At 64.3% G+C, this 14,977-nt stretch carries 13 protein-coding genes; 4 read left to right on the top strand and 9 right to left on the bottom strand.

What is annotated here, in order from left to right; genetic code table 11:
- Positions 1 to 83 precede the first annotated feature (83 nt).
- From AB7M16_RS14670 to AB7M16_RS14680, 3 genes are all read left to right on the top strand, one after another.
- Positions 84 to 1,265: an HlyD family secretion protein gene (locus tag AB7M16_RS14670; RefSeq protein WP_453944302.1), complete on the top strand. Its 1,182-nt coding sequence runs from the start codon at positions 84 to 86 to the stop codon at positions 1,263 to 1,265.
- Positions 1,266 to 1,382: 117 nt separating this feature from the next.
- Entirely contained in the window at positions 1,383 to 2,996 is a 1,614-nt protein-coding gene (locus AB7M16_RS14675; RefSeq protein ID WP_453944303.1) for an MDR family MFS transporter, read from the top strand.
- 26 nt (positions 2,997 to 3,022) lie between these two features.
- Positions 3,023 to 3,484, top strand: coding sequence for a carboxymuconolactone decarboxylase family protein (locus tag AB7M16_RS14680; protein WP_172787094.1), 462 nt, complete (start codon positions 3,023 to 3,025; stop codon positions 3,482 to 3,484).
- 130 nt (positions 3,485 to 3,614) lie between these two features.
- Here AB7M16_RS14680 and AB7M16_RS14685 read toward each other — a convergent pair whose 3' ends face one another.
- The 6 genes from AB7M16_RS14685 to AB7M16_RS14710 form a co-directional block, all read right to left on the bottom strand.
- Complete coding sequence (locus tag AB7M16_RS14685) at positions 3,615 to 4,475, bottom strand: D-amino-acid transaminase (protein WP_212260108.1); 861 nt, start codon at positions 4,473 to 4,475, stop codon at positions 3,615 to 3,617.
- Between the two features lie 189 nt (positions 4,476 to 4,664).
- Positions 4,665 to 5,396, bottom strand: a complete 732-nt coding sequence (locus tag AB7M16_RS14690) for an amino acid ABC transporter ATP-binding protein (RefSeq protein WP_260381056.1) — start codon at positions 5,394 to 5,396, stop codon at positions 4,665 to 4,667.
- Positions 5,397 to 5,408: 12 nt separating this feature from the next.
- Positions 5,409 to 6,101 (bottom strand): amino acid ABC transporter permease, encoded by a 693-nt coding sequence (locus AB7M16_RS14695; protein ID WP_212260105.1) that lies wholly within the window; start codon positions 6,099 to 6,101, stop codon positions 5,409 to 5,411.
- A 3-nt stretch (positions 6,102 to 6,104) separates the two neighbouring features.
- Positions 6,105 to 6,836 carry an amino acid ABC transporter permease gene (locus tag AB7M16_RS14700; protein ID WP_035997279.1) on the bottom strand — a complete coding sequence of 244 codons (732 nt, stop codon included), beginning with the start codon at positions 6,834 to 6,836 and terminating at the stop codon, positions 6,105 to 6,107.
- A gap of 129 nt (positions 6,837 to 6,965) precedes the next feature.
- Positions 6,966 to 7,877: an amino acid ABC transporter substrate-binding protein gene (locus AB7M16_RS14705; RefSeq protein ID WP_172787089.1), complete on the bottom strand. Its 912-nt coding sequence runs from the start codon at positions 7,875 to 7,877 to the stop codon at positions 6,966 to 6,968.
- 87 nt (positions 7,878 to 7,964) lie between these two features.
- Positions 7,965 to 9,350 (bottom strand): M20 family metallopeptidase, encoded by a 1,386-nt coding sequence (locus AB7M16_RS14710; RefSeq protein ID WP_453944304.1) that lies wholly within the window; start codon positions 9,348 to 9,350, stop codon positions 7,965 to 7,967.
- A gap of 273 nt (positions 9,351 to 9,623) precedes the next feature.
- On the opposite strand from AB7M16_RS14710, the gene AB7M16_RS14715 reads away from it, so the two are divergent.
- Complete coding sequence (locus AB7M16_RS14715) at positions 9,624 to 11,003, top strand: LLM class flavin-dependent oxidoreductase (protein ID WP_453944305.1); 1,380 nt, start codon at positions 9,624 to 9,626, stop codon at positions 11,001 to 11,003.
- A 137-nt stretch (positions 11,004 to 11,140) separates the two neighbouring features.
- On the opposite strand, the gene AB7M16_RS14720 is transcribed toward AB7M16_RS14715, so the two are convergent.
- The 3 genes from AB7M16_RS14720 to AB7M16_RS14730 form a co-directional block, all read right to left on the bottom strand.
- A complete protein-coding gene (locus AB7M16_RS14720; protein ID WP_453944306.1) occupies positions 11,141 to 12,802 on the bottom strand; it encodes a thiamine pyrophosphate-binding protein in 1,662 nt (553 codons plus the stop codon).
- A gap of 264 nt (positions 12,803 to 13,066) precedes the next feature.
- Entirely contained in the window at positions 13,067 to 13,570 is a 504-nt protein-coding gene (locus AB7M16_RS14725; RefSeq protein WP_453944307.1) for a GFA family protein, read from the bottom strand.
- A gap of 240 nt (positions 13,571 to 13,810) precedes the next feature.
- The gene (locus tag AB7M16_RS14730) at positions 13,811 to 14,938 is read right to left on the bottom strand and encodes an alkene reductase (protein ID WP_453944308.1); all 1,128 of its coding nucleotides are present in this window, start codon (positions 14,936 to 14,938) and stop codon (positions 13,811 to 13,813) included.
- Positions 14,939 to 14,977: the final 39 nt, after the last annotated feature.

A 14,977-nucleotide genomic window follows, 5' to 3' on the forward strand; every position in this document is an offset into this window, starting at 1 on the left:
AATGGATAATCCTTCCAGAATTTAGCTGATTATCACCTGAGCCAGCAAGACCGATAGTCTCAGCGAGACGACAGGAGACGCAAATGTCCGAAATGCCCCGCACCGAGACCTTCCAGCAAGCAACTGAAATCGCGCACGAATATGCCAAGACGCCACCCGCTATCCCGGCCCGGAACATGGTTCGGCGCGCGGCATTGGCGCTCGCGCTCCTCGCAGGCACGGCAGCCATGGCCTACTACGGACACGATTACTGGACCAACGGCCGATACCTCGAATCCACCGACGACGCCTATGTGAAGGCCGACTCGACGATCGTCGCGCCGAAGGTCTCCGGCTACATCGCCAAGGTGCTGGTCGGCGACAACGAGAAGGTTCGGTCGGGCCAACTGCTGGCCAAGATCGACGACCGCGATTTCAAGGCGGCGCTCGACCAGGCGAAAGCCGACGTTGCTGCCGGCGAAGCCTCGGTCCGCAACATTGATGCCCAACTCGAACTGCAACAGCCGATCATCGAACAGAGCACGGCTGATGTGGCGGCTGCGGACGCCAATCTGAAATTCGCGCAGGAGGAGCGCGCCCGCTACGACGACCTCATGAAGTCGGGCTCCGGCACGATCCAGCGCGCGCAGCAGACCGATGCGGCGCTGCGCGCCAGCAGCGCGCAATTGCAGCATGCCAAGTCCGGCCTCGTCGCCGCGCAGCGCAAGGTCGACGTGCTCACCACCCAGCGCGCCCAGGCTGCCGCCCAGCTCGAACGCGCCCGTGCGGTCGCGCAGCGAGCCGCGCTGAACCTGTCCTATACCGAGATCACCGCTCCCGTGGACGGCACGGTCGGCGCCCGCAGCTTGCGCGTCGGCCAATACGTGCAGGCCGGCACGCAATTGATGGCGGTGGTGCCGCTCGATGCCGTCTATGTCGTCGCCAATTTCAAGGAAACCCAGCTCACCCATGTGCGGCCGGGCCAGCCGGTCGAGCTCCACGTCGATAGCTTCCGCAACACCACCCTACGCGGCCATGTCGACAGCCTATCGCCGGCAAGCGGGCTCGAATTCGCGCTGTTGCCGCCCGACAACGCCACCGGCAACTTCACCAAGATCGTGCAGCGCGTTCCCGTGAAGATCGTGCTCGACGATCACAGCCTCACGGGCCTGCTCCGGCCGGGCATGTCCGCGGTGCCGACCGTCGACACCAAACAGGCGGTGCTGGCCGAGCGCGACAGCGCGAAACGTCTGGCTGACAACGCACCCCACGCAAGCGGAGACTGAAGCCGGAAGGCTCCGGCCGGACCGTCAAATCCGCCCGGATGATCCTTCCAAAGCTTCCACGATGATCGAAACCAACCGCATAACGCATCCAGTCTCAGTACCCGAGACGAGGCTTCCATGAGCACGCTCCAACCGGCCCTCAACGCCACCTCCGCCAATCTCCCCGTCCCTGCTGAGCCCACGATGCCGGTTGTATCCACAAGGACCTGGATCGCGGTGATCGGCGCCACCCTCGGCGCCTTCATGGCGGTTTTGAACATCCAGATCGTCAACGCCTCGCTCGCGGACATCCAGGGCGCGATCGGCGCCGGCATCGACGACGGCGGCTGGATCTCGACCTCCTACCTGATCGCCGAGATAGTGGTGATCCCGCTGTCCGGCTGGCTGGCGCAGGTGTTCTCGATCCGCATCTATCTGCTCACCAACGCGATCCTGTTCCTGGTTCTGTCCGCGGCCTGCGCGCTGGCGCAGGATCTGTCGCAGATGATCGTGCTGCGCGCCATCCAGGGCTTCACCGGCGGCGTGCTGATCCCGATGGCCTTCACGCTGATCATCATGCTGCTGCCGCGCGGCAAGCAGCCGGTCGGCCTTGCGCTGTTCGCGCTGTCGGCGACGTTCGCGCCGGCGATCGGCCCGACCATCGGCGGCTATCTCACCGAGAATTTCGGCTGGCAATACATCTTCTATGTCAACCTCGTGCCCGGCGCGATCATGGTCGGCATGCTCTGGTACGCGCTCGAGGCGAAGCCGATGAAACTGGCGCTGCTCCGCGAGGGCGACTGGGCTGGCATCATCACCATGGCGATCGGCCTGTCCGCACTGCAGACCGTGCTGGAGGAAGGCAACAAGGACGACTGGTTCGGCTCGCCTTTCATCGTCAAGCTCTCGGTCATTGCCGCCGTTGCGCTGACCGCCTTCCTGATCATCGAGCTCACGGTGAAGAAGCCGCTGCTCAATCTGCGCCTGCTCGTGCGCCGCAATTTCGGCTTCGGCATGCTCGCGAACTTCCTGCTCGGCATCGCGCTCTACGGCTCCGTGTTCATCCTGCCGCAATACCTGTCGCGCATCCAGGGCTACAACGCCGAGCAGATCGGCACGGTGCTGGCCTGGACCGGGCTGCCGCAGCTCGTGCTGATCCCGCTGGTGCCGCGCCTGATGCAAAAATTCGATGCGCGGATTATCATCGGCGTCGGCTTCGTTCTGTTCGCAGCATCCAACTTCATGAACATCGACATGACCAACGACTATGCCGCCGACCAGCTGCTGTGGCCCAATGTCGTTCGCGCCATCGGCCAGGCGCTGGTGATGGCGCCGCTGTCGGCGGTCGCAACCGCAGGCATCGAAGCGGAGAATGCGGGCTCGGCCTCCGGCCTGTTCAACATGATGCGCAATCTCGGCGGCGCCGTCGGCATCGCGCTGCTGCAGACCGTTCTGACCAAGCGCGAGCAATATCACTCCAACGTGCTGATGCAGTCGGTCTCTGTGTTCGAAGAAGCCACACGCACGCGGATCGAGCAGCTCACGCAATATTTCGTCAATCACGGCGTTCTCGACCGTGCGGACGCCGCGCATCGCGCCTATGTAGCGATCGGCCATACCGTGCAGAAGCAGGCCTTTATCTTCGCCTTCAGCGACACGTTCTATCTGCTCGGCATGGCGCTGATCGTTGCCCTGGTTGCCGTCCTCTTCCTGAAGAAGCCCGGCCAAGTCTCGGCCGGCGGAGCCCACTGACCCAGCCAAAAATAAGGAGAACGACCATGAAGCCCCGCATGAACTACTACCAGGCCGCGCCCGACACGATCAAAGCGCTGATGGCGCTGGAAGCGCAGATCCAGTCGACGGGCCTGGAGAAATCGTTGATCGAGCTGGTCAAGATCCGGGCGTCGCAAATCAACGGCTGCGCCTTCTGCATCAACATGCACACCGAGGACGCCCGCAAGCGCGGCGAGACCGAGCAGCGCATTTATCTACTCAATGCCTGGCGCGAATCCCCGCTTTATTCCGACCGTGAGCGCGCGGCGCTGGCCTGGACGGAAGCGGTGACGCTGATCTCAGAGACGCATGCGCCGGATGACGTCTACGAACAGGTCCGCGCGCAGTTCTCCGAGGCGGACACGGTGAACCTGACCATGCTGATCGGCGCCATCAATGCCTGGAACAGGATCGCGATCGCGTTCCGCGCCGTCCATCCGGTGAAGGTGAAGGCATCGGTGGCGTGAGCCGGCCGTAACAGACGGTCTCGTAGGGTGGGCAAAGGCGCACTTGCGCCGTGCCCACCATCTCTCCATGAATTCAAGAAAAGTTGGGCACGCTTCGCTTTGCCCACCCTACGGCAGCTGAGCGTGTGGCCTAAACCGCCGTCGCCTTGGCGAACTCAACGTAGATCTCGCGAAGGCGCGTCGCCGTCGGACCGGGCTTGCCGTCGCCGATCGTCTTGCCGTCGATGGCGACGACCGGCTGCACGAAGGAGGATGCGCTGGTGATGAACGCTTCCTTGGCGGCGAGCGCTTCGGCGACCGTGAAGGAACGCTCCTCGACGCGGAGCTGGCGCTCCTCTGCAAGCGCGATCACGGCCTTGCGGGTGCAGCCGGGCAGGATCGCGTTGGAGTTCTTGCGGGTGACGATGACGTCGTCCTTGGTCAGGATGAACGCCGTGGACGAGCCGCCCTCGGTCACATAGCCATCCTGCAGCATCCAGGCTTCGCCGGCGCCGGCTTCGGCCGCGGCCTGCTTCGCCAGCACCTGCGCCAGCAGCGCCACGCTCTTGATGTCGCGGCGCTCCCAGCGGATGTCGGGCACCGTGATGACTTTGATGCCGGTCTTGGCCACCGGGGTGTTGATGATGTCCTTCTCCGAGGTGAACATCACCAGGCTCGACTTGACGTCAGCCTTGGGAAACGGGAAGTCGCGCCCCTTGTCGGCGCCGCGCGTCACCTGGAGATAGACGAGGCCGTTCACGAGCTTGTTGCGCGCGATCAGCTCCTTCTGCAGCTCTGTGATGCGCTCGATGGTCTCCGGCAGCCTCAAGCTGATCTCGCCGACGGACCGCTCCAGCCGCGCCAGATGCGAAGCATTGTCGACCAGCTTGCCGTCGAGCACGGCCGAGACCTCGTAAATGCCATCGGCGAACAGGAAGCCGCGATCGAGCACCGAGATCCTGGCTTCCGAGAGCGGGACGAATGAGCCGTTGACGTAGGCGATCGAGTCCAAGGCAGGTCTCCTGGGAGGGAAAAGGGGGGAATTGGCTATCGGTATAGGAGATTTGGCGAGCCCGATAAACCCTCGATCAGTCATTCCGGGGCATTCGTAAAGCGAATGAGCCCGGAATCCATCTCACCCCGGTACTGGCGCCCGATGGATCCCAGGCTCGCGCTAAGCGCGCCCCGGGATGACGACCGGTTAATGCGACAGAATCTTCGACAAGAACTTCTGCGCGCGGTCGCTGCGGGGCTTGCCGAAGAAATCGTCCTTCGCCGCGTCCTCGACGATCTCGCCGCGGTCCATGAAGATGACGCGGTTGGCGACCTTGCGGGCAAAACCCATCTCGTGGGTCACGACCATCATGGTCATGCCCTCGCGGGCGAGATCGACCATGACGTCGAGCACCTCGCTGACCATTTCCGGATCGAGCGCCGAGGTCGGCTCGTCGAACAGCATCACGATCGGATCCATGGCGAGCGCGCGGGCGATGGCGACGCGCTGCTGCTGGCCGCCGGAGAGCTGCGCCGGGAATTTCTGCGCCTGCTCCTTCAAGCCGACGCGCTCGAGCAGCTGCATGCCCTTGGTCTGCGCCTTGTCATGCCCCCTGCCCAGCACCTTCTCCTGCGCGAGGCACAGATTGTCGATGATCTTGAGGTGCGGAAACAGCTCGAAATGCTGGAACACCATGCCGACGCGCGAGCGCAGCTTCGGCAGATTGGTCTTGGGATCGTTGACCTTGGTGCCGTCGACCAGGATGTCGCCGCTCTGGAACGGCTCCAGCGCATTGACGCATTTGATCAGCGTCGACTTGCCCGAGCCCGAGGGGCCGCAGACCACGACCACCTCGCCCTTGGTGACATTGGTGGTGCAGTCGGTCAGCACCTGGAAGGTGGGGCTGTACCATTTGTTGACATGGCTGATTTCGATCATGATCGACACGCTCTATCGAATGATGGCGATGCGCGCCTGCAGGCGACGGACGCCGTAGGACGCGATACAGGAAATGGTGAAGTAGACGATCGCTGCGAACAGATACATCTCGACCAGGCGGCCGTCGCGCTGCGCCACCTTGCTCGCCGCGCCCAGGAAGTCGGTGATCGACAGGACGTAGACCAGCGAGGTGTCCTGGAACAGCACGATGGTCTGCGTGATCAGCACCGGCAGCATGTTGCGGAAAGCCTGCGGCAGCACGACGTAGCGCATCGTCTGCGCATAGGTCAGTCCCAGCGCGCTGGCCGCGGCCGGCTGGCCGCGCGAGATCGACTGGATGCCGGCGCGCATGATCTCGGAGAAATACGCGGCCTCGAACATGATGAAGGTAATCAGCGAGGATGCGAAAGCGCCGACGCTGATCGGACGTGAGGCGCCGGTCAGCCACTGGCCGATATAGGGCACCAGGAAGTAGAACCAGAAGATCACCAGCACCAGCGGCAGCGAGCGCATGAAGTCGACATAGATGCCGGCGATGCGCCCGAGAATCTTGAAGCCGGACAGGCGCATCAGGGCGAGCGCCGTACCGAAGACCAGGCCGCCGAGGGCAGCCAGTGCCGTCAGCGTCAGTGTGAACGTCATGCCCTCGTAAAACAGATAGGGCAGCGCGCGGCGGATGACATCGAAATCGAGATTGCCGAGCATCGCTTATTTCCCCGTGATGTAGCCGGGGATCGCCACCCAGCGCTCGAGGAAGCGCATGGCGGTGACGACGACGGCGTTGACGAGGAGATAGAGGATGGTCGCGGCGGTGAAGGCCTCGAACACCTGGAACGAGAATTCCTGCATCGAGCGCGCCTGTCCGGTCAGCTCGAGCAGGCCGATGGTGATGGCGACCGCGGTGTTCTTGATGGTGTTGAGGAATTCGGACGTCAGCGGCGGCAGGATGATGCGGAAGGCCATCGGCAGCAGCACGTAGCGATAGCCCTGCACGGTGGTCAGGCCGAGCGCAGTCGCCGCCATCTTCTGCCCGCGCGGCAACGAGGAGATGCCGGCCTGCAGCTGCACGGCCACGCGCGCCGACATGAAGAAGCCGACCCCGATCGCAGCCGTCCAGAACGGCGCGTTCGGCAATTGCTTCAGCCACAGGCCCGCGGCCCTCGGCAGGATCTCCGGCAGCACGAAGAACCACAGGAAGAGCTGCACCAGCAGCGGCATGTTGCGGAAGAATTCGACGTAGGCGAAGCCGAACCAATTGGCGCCTTTCGACGGCAGCGTGCGCATGACGCCGACGATCGATCCTGTGATCAGCGCGATCACCCAGGCCAACGCCGCGGTCTTGAGGGTCAGCGCCAAACCCGACAGCAGCATGTCGAGATAGGTGCCGGTCCCCATCGGATTCGGCTGGAAGAAAATTCCCCAGTTCCAGTTGTAGTTCACGTGTCCCCCGCGCGAACGCGCCCGTCATGGATGTCCTGGGCGCCTATGCAAATGTCCGGCCATTCTCCCTCCAGAAAAGGCCGAATGTACCGCCTCCCCCCGCAAACGGGGAGAGGCGGATGATGCATCTTACTTGTAATCGTCCGGGTTCGGCGAGTCCGTCGGCTTGGCGAACTCGTTCTTCAGCTCGGCCGAGATCGGCGTGTTGAGGTTCAGGCCCTTCGGCGGGATCTTCTGGGTGAACCACTTGTTGTAGATCTTCTCGGCCTCGCCCGAGGTGTAGAGCGCGGCGGTCGCAGCATCGACCACCTTCTTGAACGGCGCGTCGTCCTTGCGCAGCATGATGCCGTAGGGCTCGGGCTTGGAGAACGCGTCCTTGGAGACCTCATAATCGCCCGGCGACTTCGAGCCGGCGACGAGGCTCGCGAGCAGGATGTCGTCCATGACGAAGGCGATCGCGCGATCGGTCTCGACCATCAGGAAGGCCTCGGCGTGATCCTTGGCGGGAATGATGTTGGCGCCGAGGCCCTTGGCGACGTTGGCCTCGGTGAGCTGCTTGATATTGGTGGTGCCGGCGGTCGAGACCACGGTCTTGCCCTTGAGGTCCTCGATCGACTTCAGGCCGCTCGATTTCTTGAAGACGTAGCGGCTCGCGGTCAGGAAGTGGGTGTTGGTGAAGGCAACCTGCTTCTGGCGCTCGGCATTGTTGGTGGTCGAGCCGCATTCGAGATCGATGGTGCCGTTGGCCATCAGCGGGATACGGGTCGCCGACGTCACCGGGTTGAGCTTGACCTCGAGCTTGTCGAGCTTGAGCTCCTTCTTCACGGCGTCGACGATCTTGTAGCAGATGTCCATCGCGAACCCGACCGGCTTCTGGTTGTCGTCGAGATAGGAGAACGGGATCGAGGAGTCGCGGAAACCGAGCGTGATCGCGCCGGTGTCCTTGATGTTCTTCAGCGTGCCGGTCAGCTCCTGGGCCCCGGCCTGGCTGACGACGAAGGTCGCGGCGAGCGCGAGCCCGATGTGACGGAAATGTTTCACGTTTTACTTCCCCTTTCGGATGGTGCGGCCCGGATGCAAGCACAAATCGGGCCGGATTAGAATGTAACTTTCGGCTGGATTAACGGCTCAGGTTAACGGCGCCGGCAACTCGCCGAGATCCCAGAACAGCCCGGCCATCACCGTCAAGGCCTCTTCGGTCAATGGCAGCAGGATGTGCTCATTGGGCGCATGCTGGGAGCAGCCGGGATAGGAGTGCGGCACCCAGATCGTCGGCAGGCCGAGGATCTCGGAGAACACGTCATTGGGCAGCGAACCGCCGAAATTCGGCAGCACGGCCGGCGCCTTGCCGGTGGTCTCCTGCACCGAATCCGCGGCCCATTTGATCCACGGGCTGTCGAAATCGGTGCGCGATGCAGCAAAACTCTGCGCCGCGCGCACCTCGACCATCGGGAAACCGCGTCCGACCAGGTGCGCACGGATCGCCTCGATCAGCCCCTCGACCTTCGTCCCGACCACGAAACGCAGTTGCAGCACGGCGTTGGCCTGGCCCGGAATAGCGTTGGCCGGCTTCTCGATATTGCCTGAGGACATCGCCAGCACTTCCAGCGTGTTCCAGGCGTAGAGCCGTTCGGCGGCCGAAAGCCCCTCCTCGCCCCAGTTCTCCGCGAGTGCGGGCTCGTCCGCGGTCGGCACCACCTCGACGTCGGCAAGATAGCTGCGGATCTGGTTGGTGAGGCGCGGCGGCTTCAGCGCATCGAGCTGGAGACGGCCATGGCCGTCGACCAGGGTGGAGATCGCGTTGACCAGGATGGTCGCGGGGTTGGCGAGCACGCCGCCCCAATTGCCGGAATGGTGACCGCCGTCGCGCAAGTTCACGTCGAGATGGATGCGGATGCCGCCACGGCAGCCGAGAAAGAGCGTCGGCCGATCGGCCGAGAGGCGCGGCCCGTCCGAGGCCATGAACAAATCGGCCTTGAGCGCGTCGCGATGGAGATCGCAGACCTTGCCGAGATCGGGCGAGCCGATCTCCTCGCCCATCTCGATGATGAATTTGGCGTTGAAGCCGAGCTTGCCGCCACGCGCGTCGCGCACTGCGCGGAGCGCCGCCATGTTGATGCTGTGCTGGCCCTTGTTGTCGGCGGTGCCGCGGCCGTAGAGGCGCGTCCCCGCAACATTGGTGCGCCAGGGATCGCGGCCATCGCGCCACTCGCGTTCCATGCCGTCGACGACGTCGCCATGGCCGTAGACCAGCACGGTCGGCGCGGACGCGCTCTCGTGGTGCTCGGCGAACAGGAACGGCGCCTTGCCGCTCGGGGATTCGACGATGCGGCTGGAAAAATCGAGCGCGGCGAAAGCCGGCTGCATCTCCTGTTCCAGATAGGCACGCAGCTCGGGGCCGCGCTGCGGATTCTGGCTCTCGGTCTTGTAGGCGACGCGGCGGTCGAGTTCAGCGAGGAACGCGCCGGACTTGAAATCCTCACGGGCGCGGGCGATGGCGTCGGCTCTGGTCATACTTGCTTTTCGAGGCTGTGAGACGAAGGACCTTACCCGATACGGGGTGGCCCTCGAAAGTGGCGGGGACTTGGATTGCTCTTGTAGTTCTCTTGTAGTTTTCTTGTAGCTCTCTTGGGATTTCGTTCTTGCTTCCCTAGGATTGGCCTGCCGAGCGCAGCTGCGACGCCGACTTTGGCCTTGCCAAGCGCAAGCGATATGCAAGAAGTTCGCCAAGTTCGGGCACATCTATCATTCGAAGAGCGCTCAGTACAGGGGCGCCGAGGGACCAGCATGGCCAAAGAGATCAGGCTCAACGCCTTTGCGATGAATTGCGTCGCGCACCAGTCGCCGGGCCTGTGGACCCATCCACGCGACCGCACCGCCGACTATAATCGCCTGCCCTACTGGATTGATCTGGCCAAGACGCTGGAGCGCGGCCGCTTCGACGGGCTGTTCCTGGCGGACGTGCTCGGCGTCTATGACGTCTATGGCAACAGCCCTGACGCAGCTTTGCGCAATGCAGCGCAGACGCCGTCAAACGAGCCGCTGCTGCTGCTGTCGGCGATGGCCGCAGTGACGCAAAATCTCGGCTTCGGCGTCACCAGCAATCTGTCGTTCGAGCCGCCCTACCCGTTCGCGCGGCGGATGTCGACGCTCGATCACCTCACCGAGGGGCGGATCGGCTGGAATGTCGTGACCGGCTATCTCGACAGCGCCGCGCGCGGCGCGGGCAAGGACAAGCAGACCGGGCATGACGACCGCTACGACATCGCCGACGAATATATGGAGGTCGTCTACAAGCTCTGGGAAGGCAGCTGGGAGGACGATGCCGTGCTGCGCGACCGCAAGCGCGGCATCTTCACCGATCCGGCAAAGGTTCATCGCGTCAATCACGAGGGCGCGAATTACCGCATCAACAACACCATTCATCTCAGCGAGCCCTCGCCGCAGCGTACGCCCGTGCTGTACCAGGCCGGCACCTCGCCGCGGGGCCGGCAATTCGCGGCCAGGCATGCCGAGTGCGTGTTCATGTCGGGACCGTCGGCCAAGGTGATTGCGCCGCGCGTCTCTGCGATCCGGCAGGAGGCCGCCGCGCTCGGCCGCAACCCGGCCGAGATCCTGATGTTCTCGATGATGACGATCATCCTCGGACGGACGGAAGCCGAGGCAAAGGAAAAATACGCCGATTATCGCCGCCACATCAGCCCCGAAGGCGCGCTGGCGCTGATGTCGGGATGGACCGGCGTCGACTTCTCCGGCTACGACCTCGACCAGCAGGTGCGGCACGTCCAGAACGATGCCGGCCGCAGCGCCATGGACAACGTCACCCGCGCCGATCCCGACCGCGTCTGGACCGTGCGCGACGTCATCGAGCATGTCGGCATCGGCGGCGCCGGCCCGGTCGTGGTCGGCACGCCCGAGATGGTCGCGGACAAGATCGAGGACTGGTTCGAGAAGACCGACGTCGACGGGCTCAACGTCGCGTTCGCGATCTCGCCCGGCGACTTCGAGGATATCGCCGACATGCTGGTGCCTGAGCTGACCCGGCGCGGGCGGTACAAGAGCGAGTATGCCAAGGGCACGTTGCGGGAGAAGCTGTTTGGTGGGGGGCGTGCGAGGTTAGATGCGCCGCATCCGGCAGCGGGATATCGCGTGGGGAGGAAGGTGTAGCTGCTTCCTCTCGTCATTGCGAGCGCAGCGACTTGTCCGCCGAAGCTTTAGCGAAGGCGGAAGCAATCCAGACCGCCACCGCGGAGAGATCCTGGATTGCTTCGCTGCGCTCGCAATGACGGTGGATAGAGCCCGACCTACACCTTTCCGTCCACCATCACCTCGATCAGCTTCGTCCCCGGCCGATTGAACGCCGACGTCAGCGTCGCCCTCAGCTCGCGGGGATCGCTGACCTTGATCGCCTCGCAGCCGAGCGCTTTCGCCATGCCAGCGAAATCCACCGGCGGATCGACGAAATCCATGCCGACGTAATTGTCGTCGCCGTGGAAGGCGAGCAGGCGCTGCTTGATGATGCGATAGCCGCCATTGTTGGCGATGACGACGTTGAGCGGCAGCTTGTGGTGGGCGGCAGTCCAGAGCGACTGAATCGAGTACATCGCGCTGCCATCGCCGGAGAAGCACACGACGGGTCGATCCGGATTGGCAATGCTGGCCCCGACCGAGGCCGGCAGGCCCCAGCCGATGCCGCCGGAGGCGAGGCCGTGATAGCCGTAGCGATCGCGATGCGGCCGCAGGGCCGTGACCTGGCGGCTGGAGGTGAGGCCTTCATCGACCAGGATGGCGTTATCAGGCATGGCCTCGACCATTTGCAGCACGAGGAAGTCCGGATCGATCGGCGTGCGGCCGGCGCTCTTGCCGATCTGCTCGACCAAAGCGGCGCGGCGCGCGGTCCAGTTCTTCGGCGCGAGCTCGGCGAGACGCTGCCTTGCGCGGCTCGCGAGGGTCGCGCCGCCCATCTCCTTCAGCACCGGGATCAGCGCGCGCAGCGTTTCCTTCAGATCCGCCTTCAGCGCGATCTCGGCACCGTAATTCTTGGCGATCTCCCAATCGACGAGGCCGATCTGCACGATGCCGAGGCCGTCAGGCAGCGCGTCGACCTCGCTGTAGACCGACATCCGCAAGGGATCGCCGCCGAGCGCGATCAGCAGATCATACGGCGCGAGCGTATCGCGGGCGGCCTTCTGCACGCGCGCGAGCGTGCCGACGAAGCTCGGGCTTTCCGAGAGGAAGTGCGAGCCGTACGGTGTCGAGGACTGATAGGCCGCAGCGCCGAGCAGCTCGGCCAGTTCGGCGGCCTCCTTCAGCGCGTCGCTCTTGACCACCTCGTCCATGGTGACGATCACAGGACGCTCGGCCTTGAGCAGGCGTGCGGCAAAGGCCTTCAGCGCCTCGTCCGATGGTTTCGTGCGTGCATCGATGCGGGTGGAGCGGCCGAGATCGATGCCGGCTTCGCTGTTGAGGATGTCGCCGGGCAGCGAGATGAACACCGGCCCGGTCGGTGGCGTCATCGCCACCTTGGCGGCGCGGCGCACGATGCGCGGCAGGTCCTCCAGCCGCGTCACCTCGACCGCCCATTTCACCAGCGGCTCGGCCATGCGCACCAGCGGGCCGTAGAGCACCGGCTCCATCAGGCCGTGGCCCTGCTCCTGCTGGCCCGCGGTCAAGATCATCGGCGTGCCCGTGAACTGGGCGTTGTAGAGCGAGCCCATCGCATTGCCGAGGCCGGGCGCGACATGGACGTTGCAGGCGACGAGCTTACCCGAAGCGCGGCTGTAACCGTCGGCGATCGCGACCACCAGGCTCTCCTGCATCGCCATCACATAGGTGAGATCGGGATGGTCCTTCAGCGCGTGCATGATCGGCAGCTCGGTGGTGCCGGGATTGCCGAACAGATGCGTGATGCCCTCGTCCTTGAGCAGCGCGAGAAAGGCGGAGCGGCCGGTGATCTTGTTCTTCATGTTTCCTCCAGGAGCGGACCGTTGCCGCAAGGACGAGGCATGATGGCCGAAGTGTCGGCAGACGCGCAAGAAAGCGCTGTCATGGCTGCGTTGCGCGGGAGAGGCAAACCACGCTCTCGTGTCCCGGACGCGGCGCAACGTGCAACGTTGCGACGCAGAGCCGGGACCCAGTTGCCGAACTCGCAGATGCATGGGCCCCGGCTCAGCAGTGCGGCACTTCGCGCCGCACTGCGTCCTGGGCACGCGCGGAGTGCGCGACTTGCCCTACATCTCCTCGCGACCGAGTTCGAACGGATCCTCGCCGCCCGGGCGCTTCTTCTTTTTCGCGCGCTGCCAGACGACGCCGGGAAAGCCCTTCAGCGGCACCAGGGGCTCGCCGGTATAGGCCCATTCCTGCAGCTCCTCGATGGCGATGTGATAGAGCGGCTGGCGGCCGGTGCGCTCGCTGAACAGCGCACGCGGGATGTTGACCATGTGCGGGCCGCGCGGACGTTCGTACATGATCGGCGTGCCGCAATGCGAGCAGAAGCTGCGCGCGGTCTTCGTCGCCTTGTCCTCGTAGCGGGTCAGCGCGGACTTGCCGGCGGTGATGCGGAAGCGCTTCTTCCAGCTTCCGACATAGGTTGCGTAGGCCGCGCCGTGAGCGCGGCGGCTGGCGGCGGAATGATCATGCCAAGCCCAGCGCGCAGGCACGTCGATCTCGAAGGTGACCTTGCCGCAGAGGCATTGGCCGGTGGCGATCCCTGCGGCGGCTGCGGCTTTGGCCATCGTCTCTCTCCGTCGTCATTGCGAGCGCAGCGAAGCAATCCAGGCCGTCTCCGCGGAAAGATTCTGGATTGCTTCGCTGCGCTCGCAATGACGGAAATTGTGGTGGCGGCCGCGCCACAAATCAAGATCGTCATTCCAGGGCGCGACGAAGTCGCGAGCCCGGAATCCATTGGCGGCAAGCCAAGACTGAAATAGATTCCGGGCTCGACGCTGCGCGTCGCCCCGGAATGACGGGTGAGATTAGGCCGGCGTCAGTTCGTCATACGCCGGATAATCCGTGTACCCCTTCTCCTCGCCGCCGTAGAACGTCGCGCGGTTGTACGGCGTGATCGGATAATCATGCTCGAGGCGCCGCGGCAGATCCGGATTGGAGATGAAGATGCGGCCGAAGGCGATGATGTCGGCGTGGCCCTCCGCGATCGCCGCATTGGCGGTCTCGCCGGTGAAGCCGCCGGCCGTCATCAAGACGCCGCTGTAGAGCGGGCGGAACAGCATCATGGCGGAGGGCACGTTCTCCCAGTGGACATCGGCGCGGCCGGTGCCGCTGGAGCGCGGCTCGATGAAATGCAGATAGGCGAGACCCAGCTTGTCGAGCGCCTTCACCACATGCGTGTACAGCGGCATCGGGTCGGGTTCGCCGGAATCATTGGCGATGCCGTGGGGCGACAGCCGCACGGCGACGCGGTTCGCGCCCCAGACGTCGATCGCGGCCTGCGTGACCTCGAGCAGCAGGCGCGCGCGGTTCTCGATTCCGCCGCCATACTGATCGGTGCGCTGGTTGCTGCGCGATTGCAGGAATTGCTCGAGCAGATAACCGTTGGCGCCGTGGATCTCGACGCCGTCGAAGCCGGCGGCGAGCGCGTTCTTGGCGCCCTGCCGGAACGCCTCGACGATGCCCTTCACCTCCTCGGTCTCCAGCGCGCGCGGCGTCTCGTACTCGGCGATCTTGCCGTCCGCCGTCATCGCCTTCATGCCTTCGGCCTTGATCGGGATTGCCGAGGCCGAAACCGGAAGTTCACCGCCGTGGAAGGAGGAATGCGAGACGCGGCCGACATGCCAGAGCTGGAGGAAGATGATGCCGCCCTTGGCATGCACGGCATCCACCACCTTGCGCCAGCCGGCGATCTGCGCGTCCGAATAGATGCCGGGTGTCGCCGGGTTGCCGCGGCCGTGCGAGAGCACCGGCGAAGCTTCGGCGACCAGCAAACCGCCCTTCGTTGCGCGCTGACCGTAATATTCGGCGTTGAGCGAGCGCGGCGAAAAGCTCTCGCGCTCGGCCCGCATACGCGTCAACGGCGCCATCGCGACGCGATGGGCAAGCTTGTACGGACCGACCTGCAACGGCTTGAACAACGCCTCGAATTTCATGCTGACACCGACTTTCTATGGAAGGATGCGGATCATATA

This window comes from Bradyrhizobium sp. USDA 372 (genome assembly GCF_053629095.1).